The organism is Pseudomonas sp. Ost2, assembly GCF_018326065.1.
GTDB classification, from domain to species: Bacteria; Pseudomonadota; Gammaproteobacteria; order Pseudomonadales; family Pseudomonadaceae; genus Aquipseudomonas; species Aquipseudomonas gingeri.
In genome coordinates this window covers 6,956,031-6,972,891 of sequence record NZ_AP021904.1, presented here as the reverse complement: position 1 = coordinate 6,972,891, position 16,861 = coordinate 6,956,031, and the positions used below count along the sequence as shown (strand labels likewise).

Annotated in this window: 14 protein-coding genes; 10 read left to right on the top strand and 4 right to left on the bottom strand. The window is 64.2% G+C overall.

The genetic code is table 11. The annotated features are described in order from the left end of the window. Positions 1 to 31 precede the first annotated feature (31 nt). The 8 genes from KI243_RS31000 to KI243_RS30965 all read left to right on the top strand — a co-directional run bounded on the left by KI243_RS31000 (position 32) and on the right by KI243_RS30965 (position 8,498). Positions 32 to 1,054: a putative 2-aminoethylphosphonate ABC transporter substrate-binding protein gene (locus KI243_RS31000; protein WP_042934833.1), complete on the top strand. Its 1,023-nt coding sequence runs from the start codon at positions 32 to 34 to the stop codon at positions 1,052 to 1,054. A 135-nt stretch (positions 1,055 to 1,189) separates the two neighbouring features. Next, complete coding sequence (locus tag KI243_RS30995; RefSeq protein ID WP_212810257.1) at positions 1,190 to 2,329, top strand: TIGR03364 family FAD-dependent oxidoreductase; 1,140 nt, start codon at positions 1,190 to 1,192, stop codon at positions 2,327 to 2,329. Next, on the top strand, positions 2,326 to 2,922 hold the full coding sequence (locus KI243_RS30990; RefSeq protein WP_177109105.1) for a phosphonate degradation HD-domain oxygenase: 597 nt from the start codon (positions 2,326 to 2,328) through the stop codon (positions 2,920 to 2,922). The genes KI243_RS30995 and KI243_RS30990 overlap by 4 nt, the downstream gene beginning before the upstream one ends. Positions 2,923 to 3,110: 188 nt before the next feature. Further along, positions 3,111 to 3,275, top strand: coding sequence for a hypothetical protein (locus KI243_RS30985; RefSeq protein ID WP_017124904.1), 165 nt, complete (start codon positions 3,111 to 3,113; stop codon positions 3,273 to 3,275). Between the two features lie 90 nt (positions 3,276 to 3,365). Then, a complete protein-coding gene (locus tag KI243_RS30980; RefSeq protein ID WP_244861796.1) occupies positions 3,366 to 4,646 on the top strand; it encodes an HlyD family secretion protein in 1,281 nt (426 codons plus the stop codon). Continuing rightward, on the top strand, positions 4,643 to 6,820 hold the full coding sequence (locus tag KI243_RS30975; protein ID WP_178991300.1) for a peptidase domain-containing ABC transporter: 2,178 nt from the start codon (positions 4,643 to 4,645) through the stop codon (positions 6,818 to 6,820). The genes KI243_RS30980 and KI243_RS30975 overlap by 4 nt, the downstream gene beginning before the upstream one ends. Continuing rightward, positions 6,820 to 7,824, top strand: coding sequence for a hypothetical protein (locus KI243_RS30970; protein WP_244861795.1), 1,005 nt, complete (start codon positions 6,820 to 6,822; stop codon positions 7,822 to 7,824). Before KI243_RS30975 ends, KI243_RS30970 begins: the two co-directional genes overlap by 1 nt. A 134-nt stretch (positions 7,825 to 7,958) precedes the next feature. Then, positions 7,959 to 8,498: a hypothetical protein gene (locus tag KI243_RS30965; RefSeq protein WP_212810255.1), complete on the top strand. Its 540-nt coding sequence runs from the start codon at positions 7,959 to 7,961 to the stop codon at positions 8,496 to 8,498. 60 nt (positions 8,499 to 8,558) lie between these two features. Here KI243_RS30965 and KI243_RS30960 read toward each other — a convergent pair whose 3' ends face one another. Both KI243_RS30960 and KI243_RS30955 read right to left on the bottom strand, forming a co-directional pair. Further along, complete coding sequence (locus tag KI243_RS30960; protein ID WP_212810254.1) at positions 8,559 to 9,932, bottom strand: DUF3482 domain-containing protein; 1,374 nt, start codon at positions 9,930 to 9,932, stop codon at positions 8,559 to 8,561. Beyond that, on the bottom strand, positions 9,925 to 11,304 hold the full coding sequence (locus tag KI243_RS30955) for a DUF2868 domain-containing protein (RefSeq protein ID WP_212810253.1): 1,380 nt from the start codon (positions 11,302 to 11,304) through the stop codon (positions 9,925 to 9,927). Before KI243_RS30955 ends, KI243_RS30960 begins: the two co-directional genes overlap by 8 nt. An 83-nt stretch (positions 11,305 to 11,387) precedes the next feature. Here KI243_RS30955 and KI243_RS30950 point away from each other — a divergent pair, with 83 nt between their 5' ends. Beyond that, positions 11,388 to 11,900 carry a dihydrofolate reductase gene (locus KI243_RS30950; RefSeq protein WP_017124896.1) on the top strand — a complete coding sequence of 171 codons (513 nt, stop codon included), beginning with the start codon at positions 11,388 to 11,390 and terminating at the stop codon, positions 11,898 to 11,900. Between the two features lie 91 nt (positions 11,901 to 11,991). Here KI243_RS30950 and KI243_RS30945 read toward each other — a convergent pair whose 3' ends face one another. Beyond that, entirely contained in the window at positions 11,992 to 13,383 is a 1,392-nt protein-coding gene (locus KI243_RS30945; RefSeq protein WP_212810252.1) for an L-cystine transporter, read from the bottom strand. 331 nt (positions 13,384 to 13,714) lie between these two features. Here KI243_RS30945 and KI243_RS30940 point away from each other — a divergent pair, with 331 nt between their 5' ends. Continuing rightward, the gene (locus tag KI243_RS30940; RefSeq protein ID WP_017124894.1) at positions 13,715 to 14,770 is read left to right on the top strand and encodes a hypothetical protein; all 1,056 of its coding nucleotides are present in this window, start codon (positions 13,715 to 13,717) and stop codon (positions 14,768 to 14,770) included. Positions 14,771 to 14,912: 142 nt separating this feature from the next. Here the strand turns inward: KI243_RS30940 and ilvD are convergent, their stop codons facing one another. Further along, positions 14,913 to 16,760, bottom strand: coding sequence for a dihydroxy-acid dehydratase (ilvD, locus tag KI243_RS30935; protein WP_017124893.1), 1,848 nt, complete (start codon positions 16,758 to 16,760; stop codon positions 14,913 to 14,915). Positions 16,761 to 16,861: the final 101 nt, after the last annotated feature.

The following is a 16,861-nucleotide window of genomic DNA, read 5'->3' as shown; positions in this document are numbered from 1 at the left end:
CTCAAGGAACCGCGCCATGTCCAAGTCACGCCTGTTCACCCCACTGGCTCTTGCCGCTGCTGTCCTCTCGGCGTTCAGCCTGAATGCCTTTGCCGCGAAAACCGAGCTGACCGTCTACACCGCCCTCGAAGCCGAACAGCTCAAGAGCTACAAGGACGCGTTCGAGAAGACCAACCCGGACGTCGAAATCAAGTGGGTGCGCGATTCCACCGGCATCATCACCGCCAAGCTGCTGGCCGAAAAAGCCCGTCCGCAGGCTGACGCGGTCTGGGGCCTGGCGGCTTCGAGCCTGGCGATCCTCGACCAGCAAGGCATGTTGCAGAGCTACGCACCGAAAGACCTGGGCAAGATCGGCAGCAACTATCGTGACGCCGCCAACCCCCCGTCCTGGGTGGGCATGGACGTCTGGGCCGCGACCATCTGCTTCAACACCGTCGAAGCCGAGAAGCAGCACCTGACCAAGCCGGTGAGCTGGCAGGACCTGACCAAGCCCGAGTACAAGGGCAAGATCGTGATGCCCAACCCGGCTTCGTCCGGCACCGGTTTCCTCGATGTCAGCGCCTGGTTGCAGACCTTCGGCGAGAAGCAGGGCTGGAAATACATGGATGACCTGCACCAGAACATCGGCCAGTACGTCCACTCCGGTTCCAAGCCGTGCAAGCTGGCGGCCTCCGGCGAGTTCCCGATCGGGATTTCCTTCGAATACCCGGCCGTGCAGCTCAAGCGCCAGGGCGCGCCGCTGGACATCATCCTGCCGAAGGAAGGCCTGGGCTGGGAAATCGAGGCCACCGCGGTGATCAAGGGCACCCCGCATGAAGATGCGGCGAAGAAACTCGCCGACTTTTCCGCCAGTCCGGCGGCCATGGAACTGTACAAGGAAAACTTCGCCGTGCTGGCCCAGCCGGGAATCGCCAAGCCGCAGACCGAACTGCCGGCCGACTACGAACAGCGCCTGATCAAGAACGATTTCGCCTGGGCCTCGAAGAACCGCGACGAGATCCTCACCGAGTGGCGCAAGCGCTATGACGGCAAGTCGGAAAAAGTCGCCCAATAACCCCCGGACCACTATCGCGGGCCAGCCGGCTCCCACAAGATGTTGTGTCGATCCCTGTTTTTGTGAACGACGCGAGTCCTGTGGGAGTCGGGCTTGCCCGCGAACCGCGTAGCGGCCATTCCCCACGGAATACCCATGGAAACTCACAACGACATTCTCATCGTCGGCGCAGGCATCCTGGGCCTGTCCCATGCCTACGCCGCCGCCCGCCGTGGCCTGCGGGTCAAGGTCTTCGAGCGCAGCGCGACTCCCCTCGGCGCGTCCGTGCGCAACTTCGGCCAGGCCCTGGTCACCGGCCAGCCGCCGGGCGTGATGCTCGACCTGGCGCGTGCCAGCCGGGACATCTGGGACCACTGGTCACGGCAGGCCGGTTTTCAGCTCAAGCGCAACGGCTCGCTGCTCTTCGCCCGTACCGAGGCGGAAGAACATCTGCTGGAGGCGTTCTGTACCAGACGTGCCGGGGAGCACGGCTATCGGGTGAAGTTGCTGCGGGGCCAGGACCTGCACGCCCTGCACGACGGCCAGTTCAGTCATCACCGTGCCGCCCTGCATGGCCTGGACGACCAGCAACTGTATTCCCGCGAGGCGATCCCGACGCTGATCGACTACCTGCGCCGCGAACTGGGCGTGGAATTCCACTTCTCGACGCTGGTGCGCGAGGTCGAGCCCGGCCGGTTGCACAGCACCGCCGGCAGCTTTCGCGGCGAGCAGATCATCGTCTGTTCGGGTCATGACTATCAGACGCTGCTGGCCGAATCGATGGCCCGGTTGCAGCCGGGCATCTGTCGTCTGCAAATGCTTCGCGCGCGCCCGCTGTCGAACAGCCTGGACCTGCAACACGCGGTGCTGACCGGCCTGAGCTGCGTGCACTACGGGGCGTTCTGCGACCTGCCCGAGGCGGCGGCGGTGCGGGAACAGATCCAGCGCGAGAGCCCGCACCTGCAGGAACACGGTATCCATCTGCTGATCAGTCCGACGCCCCATGGCGAGCTGATCATCGGCGACTCCCACCATTACGGCAGCGATGCTTCGCCTTTCAATGCCGAACAGGTGGACACCTGGATGCTGGAGCTGGCCGAGCACACCCTGGGCTGCAAGGTCCAGGTGCTGGAACGGTGGCAGGGTGTCTACGGTTCGAAGGGGCCGGGCCCGTTCTCGTTCCTGCGGGCGGCGCCGGGGGTCAGTGCCGCGCTGATGCACACCGGGGTCGGCATGAGCGTCGGCCCGCAGATGGCCGAAAACAACCTTGCCGCTTTGCTGGGAGAGTCCGCATGAACCAGGTCGAACGGGTACTGGACGAGGTCTTCGGCCTCTATGGGCGGTTTGGCGACGCGGACTATATCGGCGAACCGGTCTCGCAGCTGGAGCATATGTCCCAGGCCGCGCAACTGGCGATGGCCGAAGGCTTCGACGATGAAGTGGTGCTGGCGGCGTTCTTTCACGATATCGGGCATATCTGCCCGGCCGGTGAGCAGCCCGTGGGGGATATGGGCGGCTATGGCGTTGTCAGCCATGAGCGCCTGGGCGCGGATTATCTGCGCCGGGCCGGTTTCAGCGAGCGGCTGGCCCGGCTGGTGGAGTATCACGTGCAGGCCAAGCGTTATCTGACATTGACCGATCCCGGGTACTACGAGCGCCTGAGCGAGGCCAGTCGCCGTACGCTGGAGTACCAGGGGGGTGTCATGAGCCCGGAGGAGGCTCGGGCCTTCGAGCTGGACCCCTTGTGCGGCGTGAGTTTGCGGATGCGTCATTGGGACGAGCAGGCCAAGCAGCGCCACACTCCGCTCATCGACTTGCAGCTTTTGAGAGACAAGGCGCAACACCTGCTGAGTAAACCTGTGATTGATACTACAGCTCGCGAGGCATAGTTCTGGTTTGGCTGGTGCCGATTCAGGCACCGGATACTCGCCGGTCTTATAGTTCCCTTCCTGGCTGCTTGGGAGAATGATCGCGCACTCCGGCAATGCCCCCGGGCCCGTGGAGTGCGATGAAATTCAAGCCGGACAGTGTGTCCGGCCTGATGTGTTTTTCATAACTCGATCAGTGAGGTATCCCGATGGAAGATGTTAAGCAGCAAGACAATGCCCCGCAGGAAATGACCCTCGATGAAACCATGGATATCCGCGGGGCCGGTTGGGGGGCCGATGCGGGCGCGGTATTCGCCGACTTCTTCAACAACCTGGGCGATTTTTTCAGTACTCCGCTCAAACCATGGAGCTGAAGCAATAGCATCAGACGGGGCAGGTCGATGACCTCGCCCCGTTTGTCCGATGCCTGATTCACGGCGAACTTCCCCTGTACGGATTTACTTATGCTCGAATGGGGGACGGTCACCCCGAGATCGGCGTTGCGGCCCTTGCTGTTGGGCGCGGTGCTCGGTCTTTTTGTCGTGGCGGTGATGGTGCTGCTGTCGACGGGAAGCTATCTCAGGAAGGAAGAGGTCCAGGGGCGGGTAATGACCCGCGATGTGGTGCGTATCGCCAATGAGAAGGCGGCCCATGTCGACGAGGTGCTGGTGGGTGCCGGCTCCCCGGTCAAGCGCGGCCAGCCGCTGATTCGCCTGCGCACGGTGGGCCCGGAAAATATCGAGGCCGACAGTGACCGGGCCCTCTCCGCCAGAAATATCGAGCGCCTGAACAACCTGCTCGATGAGCTGGCGGCGGAAGAAAGCCTGGCCCGCTCCGCCCACGTCGCCCATCAGGACCTTTTGCAACGCCAACTGCGTCAACTGGATGAGGATCTGGCGCTCAACAGCCGCATCGGGCAATCGATCCAGCGCCGGGTCCGCACCGCCCTGGACGAGCGACAGCGCCATGAGCAACTGGCGGGCGAGGGCGCGGTTTCCGGCTCAGCCAGGGATCAGGCGGTGGTGGTCCATGAGTCGGCCCTCGAGGACCAGGCCAGCAACGAGCTGGCAAGGACCAGCACACAGCAGCGGAGCCTGGAGTTGCAGCAGCGCGTCAGCCAGGCGGACCAGGACCTGGCGGCTCGCCTGGGGCAGTTCGCCCGCCAGCGCAACGAGTGGCTGGAACGCCTGGAATCCCTGGGCAAGAACCAGGGATATGTACTGCTTTCTCCCGTGGATGGCGTCGTGGACACCGTGGCGGCATTTGCCGGCGGCCGGGTCGAGGCGGGCCATCCGATGTTGCTGCTGCGGGCCGCCCGGGCCGCGGATCCGCAGCTGCGGATCATGCTGGACGTCAGCCCGTCGGCCATTGGTTTCGCTACACCCGGTACCGAGGTGATCTTGCGTTTCGATGCTTTTCCCTATGAGCGTCATGGTGTTGTCAAAGGCGCCATCGTGCACAGTTCCGCCAGCACCTACAGGGCGGCGATCCCCGGCGAGACCGGCGATGAAGCGCGGGAGGCGCCCACCTACCTGGTGGAGGTACAGCCGGATTTCAGTGCTCCTCACACCCGTATTCGCCAGGACTGGCTCAAGGACGGCATGACCCTCAGGGGCTCCTTGAGCCTGGAGCGCCTGAGCCTGATGGAGTGGCTGTTCCTGCCCGTGCTCAAGGGGCTGGAACGTAATCCCGGCGTGTGGCCGGCGGCCCGGCCTGCACCGGCGGTGACGGACGAGCCGACATGAGTGGGCTCAAGGCGGTATTGCGCGATGCCCTGGCGCGCTCCGGGCAGAGGCTGCGCAAGCGCGTGCCGGTGATCCTGCAGGACGAAATGTCCGAGTGCGGCCTGGCCTCCCTTGCCATGGTCGCCGGTTACCACGGCAAGCACCTGGCCCTGCGTCAACTGCGACGGGACTACCGCGTGGCGCGGGACGGCATGTCATTGTTCCAGCTCATCAAGGTGGCCGACGAGCTGGGGTTTACCTGTCGCCCCTTGAAAACCCTGCTCGACGGATTCGGACAACTGCGTACGCCATCGATCCTGTTCTGGAACAACCGGCATTTCGTGGTGCTGGAGGCGGTGAGCAGAACCGGCCTGCACCTGGTCGACCCGGCGGTGGGACGGCGTTTCTACACCTGGGAAGAAGCCTTGCCGCTGTTCAGTGGTGTCGCCCTGGAAATGCTCCCGGGCCTGGCCTTTACCCTGCAGGCCGGCGTCCGGGTCCCGGCGTCGCTGGGCTTTGCCAGCCTGCTGCGCAAGAACCCGTGGCTCTTGCGCTACCTGATTCCCATGGGACTGCTGTCAGTGGTCGGCTACCTGGGCGGGATCGCCGCGCCGAAGCTGTTCTCGCTGACGATCGATGAGGTCGTTGCCAAGAACGATGAGGATTTCCTGTACCTGATCCTGTATGTCTTCGGCGGGATTTTTCTGTTCAAGACCGTCGCCGCCTGGCTGCGGGCACTGCTGGATGCGCAACTGCGGGTCGCGCTCACCCAGGATCTCTCGACCGGCGTCATCGCCCGCTTGCTGCGCCTGCCGCTGGGCTATTTCGAGCGTCGCGCCCCGGGCGATCTCCTGCGACGCACCCAGGCCGCAGACAAGGTCTATCTTCCGTTCACGGCGGGGTGGATGGACATCGGCATCGACAGCCTGTTCGCCCTGGTCTTCCTGCTGCTGATGGCGCTGATCAATCTCAAGCTGGCGGGTTTGTCCCTGGCGTTGTGTCTGCTGTTTTTTCTCTTTCGGGGTCTGACTCTGCCGGCGATGGAAAAGCGCCACAAGGCCTCGATCGAGGCCGAGACCCTGCGCAACGTCACGTTGCTGGGAGTCCTCGGTGGCATCGAGTCGATGAAGCTCTATCACTACGAAGCGGCGAAACTGGCGTCCTGGAGCAATCGACAGGCGGACACCGAAACGGCCCGCGCCGGGGTCCAGCGTATGCAGGCGATGAACCAGGTGGTGCATGAGGGCCTGTCCCACGGCCACTCGCTGCTGGTCAGTGCGCTGGGGGCCCTGGCGGTGTTGAATGGCGAGAACAGCGTCGGCGATCTGTTTGCCTTCGTACTGTACAAGGACATGTTCATGGCATGCGCCTTCAAGCTGGTGGATGGCTACATGAACCTGCGGTTGGTGAGGGTCGAGCTGGGACGGCTGGATGACATCGTCGACGAGCAACCGGAACCGTTCGAGTCCTGTGTCTACAGCAGCAGCCCGCTCGGACAGCGCGAATCCATCGGCTCCATCCGCATGCAGGACGCGCGGTTCTGCTACAGCTCGTTCGAGCGCCCGACCTTCGACAAGCTGGATTTCAGCCTTGAGGGGCAGGGCGCGAAGATCGCTATCCTGGGCCCTTCCGGCTGTGGCAAGAGCACCTTCCTCAAGGTCCTGGCCGGCTTTTATCCGCTGGATGCAGGCTTGTTCCGCATCAACGGCCAGGCGCTGCGACATTTCGGCCTGCGCCGCTATCGCCAGAGCGTGGCCTATGTCATGGCCCAGGGTGAGATCGTCGACGGTACCCTGGTCGACAATATCGTGATGGACGACGAGCTGGACGGCCCATGGCTACAGGCTTGTGTCGAGCAGGTGGGCTTGCTCCAGTGCGTGTTGCAACTGACCAATGGTTTCAACACGCAACTGGGCTCGGTGGGCATCCAGTTGTCCTCCGGGCAACGGCAACGCCTGTTGATCGCCCGGGCGCTGTATCGGCGGCCGCAGTTGCTGCTGCTCGACGAGCCGACGGCCCATCTGGATCAGGCATCGCGCGATGTGGTGATCGAGACGATTCGCCGGCTGCCCCTGGCCTGTGTCGTGGTCACCCATGACCGGGAGGTGGCGGATGCCTGTACGACGGTCTTGCAGATGTCCGAAGGCCGTCTGGTGCCGGTTGACGGCGAAAGCAGCGCGACAGCGAAGCCATGATGCCCCGTGGCCTGAGTGGCCGGATGCAGCGCTGGTTATGGCTGGCCAGGTTCAAGGCCAGGCTGCGCAGGCAGTTGCTGGCGATCACGGCCGTGCTTTTGCGGATCAATGCCGTGCACGGTTTACTGGCCCTGTTGCCGACGATCCTGCTCCACTTGCCCCGGGGGTGGCGAGGCGTGGAATACCGGCGCAGTCGCCAGAACCTGGAGCTCTTCGATTTTTCTCCCGGGCATTGCCGGGTCCTGGCCTGCCAATACAGCGCGATCCAGTTCCAGCGGGGGATTTATCAACACCTTTACCAGAGCCATCGGCCCGCACATCTGCGGGCCTGGATCAGGTCCATCCCGTGGTGCGATCCCGCCGGGCACTGGCAACGGGGGGCCAGGCGCCAGACCATCATGGCGCTGCCCCATTGTGGCGAGTACTGGATGGCCGTGGCCTGCGTGGTCGAGCGCAGGACCGCGCCCACGCGGTTCATTATTCCGATCTGGAACTTCGGCGATCCGTTTACCCATGGCTCGCTCAAGAACCTCGAAGGCCTGGGGCATGTGATCGAGGTTCTGGACAGCAATGATCCGAAGACGGCACTGGCGATTGCCCGGGGGGTGAAGCGCGGTGACCAGGTGATCATTTTCTGCGACCTGCCGGTAAGCCTCGACGGTGTTCGGTTCGGTGAGCCGATGGCGGGACGGTTCTTCGGTCGGGATGCACAATTTGTCAAAGGCCCGCTGTTCCTGGCCTCGAAGCTGGGCTGCGATCTTCTGCTGGTGGGGCATCGTGTCCGCCTGGGGCAACGCGGGGAGTTGCAGGTGATAGAGCGGATTCTCCACGGCCCTTTCGAGCGGATGCTGGCGCAGTGGATCGGGGCGTTGGAAGGTTTCATTCTCGAAGCCCCGCAGAACTGGTTGTATCTGCCCAGGATGGAGGCTTTTCATCAGCGGCAATGCTCATCGGGCGAGAAGCGGCAAGGGGGGCGATCTGCTCATGCCCTCCGCCGGGCGTGAATCGAGCATTGGCGACACGCTTTGGTGGACCTCAGGAGCCGGCGTGGTTTCTTACGATCGCCCCGGAAACGGGTGGGCGCCAACTTGAGGGCAGTAGCTTAGTTTGACGGACTCTTAACCAAAAGGAACTTGTCATGCGTTATTTGAGAGTCACTGCCCAGGATCGAAGTGGTAATGGAAAGGCCGATTCGGTGCTGCTCCACTTCTACCAGAAAAACCTGTGCGAGCCCGATGAAGTGGTGGGTGAGGCCATTGCCCTGGATATCTCTGGCGATGGTCTGAGCGATTTTGCCTTTGCTGCGGACATCAACAACGATGGCCGGATCGATCCGGCGGATATCGCCCTGCTCAAGCTGTTTGCCAACACCTACCTGAAATTGAACTGGTTCAACAAGGGCGCGAGCGAGCAACGTGTGCTTTGCATGTTCGTGGGCAATCACGGCAAGAACGGCAAGCCCAATGCCGTTTGCCTGCAATTCCACGATCGCTGCGAGGCCGGGGGCAAACAGTCGCTGGTCTACAGTGCGACCGCCTATGACGGCGACGGCAACGGGCGAGCGGATTCCTTTACCAACACCGATCTGGACAGGAACGGCATGGCCGACAAGGCCGACAAGGAACTGCTCAGGACAATGGCCGGCACCTTCCTGCAATTCAAGTGGCACGAGCAATAAGCCGCGGGTTGCCACCTGCCGTCGAGTACTGCGGATCGCCCGGCCATGCGCCGGGCGATTTCATGTTTCTTCCACTCGTTGAGCCAGTACCGTGATCTGCTCCTGGCGCTCGGTCCGGTTCAACTTCATGCCGGGATTGAGTGGCGACCACTGCGGATGCGCCCGGGCCTTGTTCAGGACGTCAGGCAACTTGCCTTCGCGCCAGGTCTTGTCCAGCGGCGTCGCGACGGTGATGCTGTCCATGGCGGCATGACCGCGCGCCTCCAGGGCCCGCAGCAGTTGTCGTTGGCGCAATGCCAGCAGGCGCAGCACGCTGTCGTCGACCGTCAGTTCACGTTGCCCCTTGAGCTTGCCGAGCAGGCGACTGCCGTAGCCACGGGCGGTCTGCAGCGCACCGCCGGCGATGGCCCCGGCGAGGGCAGCGGCACCGAGGGTCAGGCCACCCACCAGCAGATCGACTCCGGCCCCCGCCGCCGCGCCGGCGGCGATACCGCCCCCGACCTTCACCCCCAGTTGCCTGAGGGTTTCTGGATTGAACAGGTCGTCGCCCCAGCGCCCGTCCAGCAGCGGCAGGTCGGCCGCCGCCGCATCGCTGGCCCGAAAGGCATGGAGCTTGAGCAGGGCGTCGACGCACCGCTGCTCGCGTTGGCGGATCGCCTGGTGCAGTTCGGTGATGGCGCGGCTTTCGGCGTCGGTCTCGCTGACCACCTGGCGTCGACAGGCGGCGCAGTCGATCAGCAACTCGGCGATCAGCCGGTGGGCGCCTTGCCGGCGTGCCTGGCGCTGGGCCTCCTGGTCGAGGATCAGCCGCTCCAGCTGGGCGCGGGAGCCTTCCAGCAACAGGGCCAGGCTTTCATAGAGCCGGCGCTCGCCATCTTGCGGCGGTGCGACGCTGTCGAAGCGCACCAGGGCATGCAGCCCGAGGCGGGCCAGGGCTTCACGCCAGTCGGGTTCGCGCTGGGCAGCACTGCTGACGAAGTTGAGCACCGGCAGCAACGGCTTGCCGCAACTGGCGAGGACCGACAGTTCATCGCGGTATTTGGCCAGGACCGGTTCGCGGGCATCGATCACATACAGCCCGGCATCCGACGCCAGCAACTGGCGCAGGACCTTGGCCTCCTGTTCGAAACGCTGCCGGGCTTCGCTGCCGTCAAGGAAACGCGCCACCCGCGCCGGTCCGTCCAGGCGTTCACCGGGGCGGTCCAGGCGCTCGAGGTAGTCGAGCAGGGCGATGGCGTCTTCCAGGCCGGGCGTGTCGTACAGCTCCAGCAGGGCATCGCCGTCCACCGACAGACGGGCACCTTCCACATGGCGGGTGGTGCTGGGCCGATGGGACACCTCGCCAAAGCCCACGTCGCGGGTCAGGGTGCGCAGCAGCGAGGTCTTGCCGACATTGGTGTGGCCGACCACGGCCAGTTTCAGCGGCTTAGTCATGGCCGGTCTCCAGCCAGGTGAGCGGGGCGCAATCGGCGAACGGCAGGTCGAGCTGGCGCAAGGCGCTGTGCCAGTCGCCGAGGCGGTCGGCGTCCAATGCCTGGCCCAGCGGTGCCTGCAGCAGCCAGACGCGGGTGTCGGCGGCGCTGCGGGCCAGTTCGGCGATCAGTCCGAGGCTGCCGCGGTCCGGCGAGCGGCGCGGGTCGCAGGCGATCGCCAGGCGTGCCGGCGGGAAGCGGGTCAGTTGTTCAAGAAGTTTCTGCCGTGACTCGCGGCTGTCGAGGATACCGGCGTCCCTCACGCCCTTGGGCAGTGCCGGCGGCCAGGGCCGTTGATCGTCCAGCTCGATGGCCACCAGCAGCGCGCCGTCGCTGTCGAGCGCGGTGACCCCGGCCGCGGCATTGTGCAGGTGCTCGGGGGCGGCATCGCTGACGCCGAGGCGTTCGCTGCTGGGCATCAGGCGTTCGCGCAGGTGGGCGTAGCCGGGCAGGCTCGTGTCCAGCCGCAGGGTGCGGCTGCCGCGATGCCAGCGCCACAGGCAGAACAGTGTCAGCAGCAGGCGCGGCAGCACGCCGTAGACCACCAGCACTCCCACCAGCCAGGCGGCCCAGGCCTGGCGCGCGCCTTCCAGGTCGGGGGCGCTGTTGCCGCTGGCGCGGATCATCGCTTCGCCGGGCACGTCGAAGCCCAGCAGGGCCGGCAGGGCGCCGAGGCCCTGGGTCAGGCCGACGAAGGTGTCGCCGCCGAGAATGGTGGTTTCCCAGACAAAACCGTAGCGGCGGGTCGCCATCAGCATCAGCAGGATCACCAGCGCGCAGAGCAGGGCCAGCAGCCACAGGCCATGGACGACGATGCCTATGGCCCAGCGGTTCAGGCGCTGGCGTTGCAGCAGGAGCGCCAGCGCCGGCACCAGTTGCACGGCCTGGGCGTCGCGGGCGAATTTTTCGCTGAGCCAGAGCCACAATCGCCCCAGGCTGGCACCATGGCCGCCCGCCAGCAACAGGCCCGCGGCCCAGCTCGCCAACAGCAGCAGGTTCAACCCGAGCAGGCTGCCCAGGGCCCAGAACACATTGACCGGTGCCTGCCCGTTGCCCAGGGCGGCGAAGGCCAGGCCGGCACCGCTGAGCATCACCAGCACGGCAAGCAGCAGCAGGGCCAGGCGCGCCCCTTGCAGCCAGTGCCGCAGGGCGTCGAGCTGGCCATCCCGTTCGGCGAGCCAGAGGGCGCGGTGCTGGATGCGGGTCGCCAGGTCGCCGCCGGCCGCCCGGGCGCGGCGGTTGGCCTCGAGGTCTTCCAGGGGACCGGCCTGCTCTTCGCGCAGGCGCACGGTCTCGGTCAGCCAGAGGCGTTGCAGGGGAGTCGGTTCAGTCACGCGCCATCCTGTTGCGGGGTTGAGCCAGAAGCATAACCGCTGTGGCTAGTGCCTGCACCAAGGTGTCAGGTATCCTCGTCGGCATGAAAAACACACTCCCCCTCAGCCTGATCGCGGCCCTCGGTGAAAACCGCGTGATCGGCGTCGACAACAGCATGCCCTGGCATTTGCCGGCGGATTTCAAGTATTTCAAGGCCACCACCCTGGGCAAGCCGATCATCATGGGGCGCAAGACCTGGGATTCCCTCGGCCGGCCATTGCCCGGTCGGCTGAACCTGGTGGTCAGTCGCCAGGCGGGCCTGCGACTGGAAGGCGCGGAGGTTTTCCCGTCGCTGGAAGAAGCGATGGCGCGGGCCGAGGAATGGGCGCTGGAACAGGGCGCCAGCGAGCTGATGCTGATCGGCGGCGCGCAATTGTATGGCCAGGGCCTGGAGCACGCGGACCGCTTGTACCTGACCCGGGTAGCGCTGAGCCCTGAAGGCGACGCGTGGTTTCCGGAGTTTGATCCAGACCAGTGGAAACGGGTGGCGAACGAGCCGCACCCGGCGCTGGACGACAAGCCGGCGTTCAGCTTCGAGGTCTGGGAAAGGAGCTGAACGCTTCGGGGGCAAGCCCCCTCCCACAATGTCCTTCACACCTGTGGGAGGGGACTCGCCCCCGAAGCTGATCCAGCGAGCGCCGGGAGACTCAGGCCTGAGCCAGCTCCGCATGCTCGTCGGCATCCAGCAGGGACTTGTCGGTCTGCTGCATGAACTGGCTGGTGAGGGTGCCGGCGGTGATCGAGCCGCTGACGTTCAACGCCGTGCGGCCCATGTCGATCAGCGGCTCCACCGAAATCAGCAAGGCCACCAGGGACACCGGCAAGCCCATGGCCGGCAGCACGATCAGCGCGGCAAAGGTCGCGCCGCCACCGACACCGGCCACGCCGGCCGAGCTCAGGGTCACGATTGCCACTAGGGTCGCGATCCACAGTGGATCCAGCGGGTTGATGCCTACGGTCGGCGCCACCATGACCGCCAGCATGGCCGGGTACAGCCCCGCACAACCATTCTGTCCGATGGTCGCACCGAACGAGGCGGCAAAGCTGGCGATGGACTGGGGAATCCCCAGGCGGCGGGTCTGCGCCTCGATGCTCAGGGGAATGCTCGCCGCGCTGGAGCGGCTGGTGAAGGCAAAGGTCAGCACCGGCCAGATCTTGCGGAAGAAACGCAGCGGGTTGATCCCGGCCAGCGATACCAGCAGGCCGTGGACCACGAACATCAGCCCCAGGCCGATATAGGACACCACGACGAAGCTGCCCAGCTTGATGATGTCCTGCAGGTTGGAACCGGCCACCACCTTGGTCATCAACGCCAGCACGCCGTAAGGCGTGAGCTTCATCACCAGGCGCACCAGACGCATCACCCAGGCTTGCAGGGTATCGATGGCATTCACCACCTTCTGGCCCTTTTCGGCGTCGTCCTTGAGCAGTTGCAGCGCGGCAACGCCCATGAAGGCGGCGAAGATCACCACGCTGATGATCGAGGTCGGCTTGGCCCGGGCCAGGTCGGCGAACGGATTCTGCGGAATGAACGACAGCAGCAGCTGCGGGATATTCAGGTCGGCGACCTTGCCCGCGTAGTCGGTCTGGATGGTCTGCAGGCGGGCCATTTCCTGGGTGCCGGCGACCAGGCCCTCGGCGGTCAGGCCGAACAGGTTGGTCAGGCCGATCCCGATCAGCGCGGCGATGGCGGTGGTGAACAGCAGCGTGCCAATGGTCAGGAAGCTGATCTTGCCCAGGGACGAAGCATTGTGCAGGCGGGCCACGGCGCTGAGGATCGAGGCGAACACCAGCGGGATGACGATCATCTGCAGCAACTGCACATAACCGTTGCCCACCAGGTCGAACCAGGCGATGGAGGCCTTGAGTACCGGGCTGCCATCACCGTAGATGGCATGCAGGCTCGCGCCGAAAACCACCCCCAGTACCAGGGCGAACAGGACCTTCTTCGCCAGGCTCCAGGCGGTGTGGCGGGTTTGTGCCAGGCCCAGCAGCAGGGCGAGGAACACCAGCAGATTGAGGATCAGCGGCAGGTTCATGAAGACTCCGAAAACAATAGGTGCCCATCACTCCTGGCTCTGTACGGCAACTGCCTGCGCGACGATCATGCTGCGTTAGAAACAGGCTTGCCTGATCGCCGCTCGGCGAGTTCTCGCACCGATCCTGGTTGATGGTGAACCGATAAGCCTAACAGCTTGATATATATGAATTTAATATCTAAATGGAATGGTGTGTGTCGTTTTTGGAATAAGCCGGTGGCGCTGGGGCGAATGCCGGTGACGTGATCAGGATGCAGGCGGTCGCGCTCGGATGAGGACTGTCATACAGATTTGTTAGCGTCGATGACTTTCAGTCAGGGAGATACCGCCAATGAAATTCGTCCCCAAACTTCTCGCCGCCGCACTCTGCCTGGGCCTTGCCGGCCAGGCGTTCGCCACCGAGCTGAAACACTGGCCCGAAGCTCAGGCCAAGCAGCTGGACGCGATGATCGCCGCCAATGCCAACAAGGGCAATTTCGCGGTGTTCGACATGGACAACACCAGCTATCGCTATGACCTGGAAGAGTCGCTGCTGCCGTTCATGGAGAACAAGGGGCTGATTACCCGCGAAACCCTGGATCCGTCCCTGAAACTGATCCCGTTCAAGGACACCGCCGACCACAAGGAAAGCCTGTTCAGCTACTACTACCGCCTCTGTGAAGTCGACGACATGGTCTGCTACCCCTGGGTGGCCCAGGTGTTCTCCGGCTTCACCCTCAAGGAACTCAAGGGTTACGTCGACGAGCTCATGGCCTCCGGCAAGCCGGTGCCGAGCACTTACTACGATGGCGACGTGGTGAAGAACATCGAGGTCCAGCCGCCCAAGGTCTTTACCGGCCAGGCCGAGCTGTACAACAAGCTGATGGAGAACGGCATCGAGGTCTACGTGATGACCGCTGCGTCGGAAGAACTGGTGCGCATGGTCGCGGCGGATCCGAAGTACGGCTACAACGTCAAGCCGCAGAACGTGATCGGCGTGACCACCTTGCTCAAGGACCGCAAGACCGGCGAGCTGACCACCGCGCGCAAGCAGATCAGCGCCGGCAAGTATGACGAGAAGGCCAACCTCGGCCTGGAACTGACCCCATACCTGTGGACCCCGGCGACCTGGATGGCCGGCAAGCAGGCGGCCATCCTGACCTATATCGACCAGTGGAAGAAACCGGTGCTGGTAGGCGGCGACACTCCTTCGAGCGACGGCTACATGCTGTTCCACAGCGTCGACGTGGCCAAGGGCGGCGTGCACCTGTGGGTCAACCGCAAGGACAAGTACATGACCCAGCTCAACGGCATGATGAAGACCTACGCCGAGGCCCAGGCCAAGGAAGGCTTGCCGGTGACGGCGGACAAGAACTGGGTGATCGTCAAGCCTGAAGATATCCAGTAAGCCCGGATCTTCCTGTAGGGGCTACGCCTTGTTGCCGTGGGAGCGGGCTTGCCCACTCCCAGGGATAGCCAGTCATCACGGCTGATCAGACAGGCAATAAAAAACCCGGCCTCGGCCGGGTTTTTCATGGACGGCGCGGTGCTTACGGCACCAGCTTGTCCAGCATTGCCTTGTCGCGGACCGCACCCTTGTCGGCGCTGGTGGCGAGCAGTGCGTAGGCCTTCAGTGCAGTGGTCACCTTGCGTGGGCGGCTTTCCACCGGCTTCCAGCCTTTCTTGTCCTGCTCGGCACGGCGGGCGGCCATTTCCTCGTCGCTGATCAACAGGTTGATCGAGCGGTTCGGAATGTCGATCAGTACCTTGTCGCCATCCTGCACCAGGCCGATGGCGCCACCAGCGGCGGCTTCCGGAGAAGCGTGACCGATGGACAGGCCTGACGTACCGCCGGAGAAGCGACCGTCGGTCAACAAGGCGCAGGCTTTGCCCAGGCCCTTGGATTTCAGGTAGGAAGTCGGGTAGAGCATTTCCTGCATGCCCGGACCGCCTTTCGGACCTTCGTAGCGAATGATCACGATGTCGCCGGCCTTCACTTCGTCGGCGAGGATGCCGCGCACGGCGCTGTCCTGGCTTTCGAAGATCTTCGCGTTGCCTTCGAACACATGGATCGACTCGTCGACACCGGCGGTTTTCACCACGCAGCCGTCCAGGGCGATGTTGCCGTACAGCACGGCCAGGCCGCCTTCTTTCGAATAGGCGTGCTCGACACTGCGGATGCAGCCGTTTTCACGGTCGTCGTCCAGGGTTTCCCAACGGGTCGACTGGCTGAACGCGGTCTGGGTCGGGATACCGGCCGGGCCGGCCTTGAAGAAGGTGTGCACCGCTTCGTCGTCGGTCTGGGTGATGTCCCACCTGGCGATGCCGTCGGCCAGGGTCTTGCTGTGCACGGTCGGCAGGTCGGTGTGCAGCAGGCCGCCACGAGCCAGCTCGCCGAGGATGCTGAAGATCCCGCCGGCGCGGTGCACGTCTTCCATGTGGTACTTCTGGATGTTCGGCGCGACCTTGCACAGTTGCGGCACATGGCGGGACAGGCGGTCGATGTCGCGCAGGTCGAAATCGATCTCGGCTTCCTGGGCGGCGGCCAGCAGGTGCAGGATGGTGTTGGTGGAACCGCCCATGGCGATATCCAGGGTCATGGCGTTTTCGAACGCCTTGAAGTTGGCGATGTTGCGCGGCAGCACCGAGTCATCGTTGTCGCCGTAGTAACGCTGGCACAGCTCGACGATGGTCCGGCCGGCCTGCAGGAACAGCTGCTCGCGGTCGGAGTGGGTCGCCAGGGCCGAACCGTTGCCCGGCAGCGCCAGGCCCAGGGCTTCGGTGAGGCAGTTCATCGAGTTGGCGGTGAACATGCCGGAGCATGAGCCGCAGGTCGGGCAGGCGCTGCGCTCGTACTCGGCAACCTTCTCGTCAGAAGCGCTGGAGTCGGCGGCGATGACCATGGCGTCTACCAGGTCCAGGCCGTGGGCGGCGAGCTTGGTCTTGCCGGCTTCCATCGGGCCGCCGGAGACGAAGATCACCGGGATGTTCAGGCGCAGGGCGGCCATCAGCATGCCGGGAGTGATCTTGTCGCAGTTGGAAATGCAGACGATGGCGTCGGCGCAGTGGGCGTTGACCATGTATTCGACGGAGTCGGCGATGATCTCGCGGCTCGGCAGCGAATAGAGCATGCCGTCGTGGCCCATGGCGATACCGTCATCCACGGCGATGGTATTGAATTCCTTGGCGACGCCGCCGGCACGTTCGATCTCGCGGGCAACCAGCTGGCCCATGTCCTTGAGGTGGACGTGGCCGGGCACGAACTGGGTGAACGAGTTGGCGACGGCGATGATCGGCTTCTTGAAGTCGGCGTCTTTCATCCCCGTGGCGCGCCACAGGGCGCGGGCTCCGGCCATGTTGCGGCCGTGGGTGGATGTTTTCGAGCGGTAATCAGGCATGGAGCACTCCGGGCGGCTAATCAGGTATCAAATGGGGAGTGAGCTTCTATTGACCTCGGGAACACTCAGAAATGGCCGTGTGTCCGAAAGCTGCCGATAGC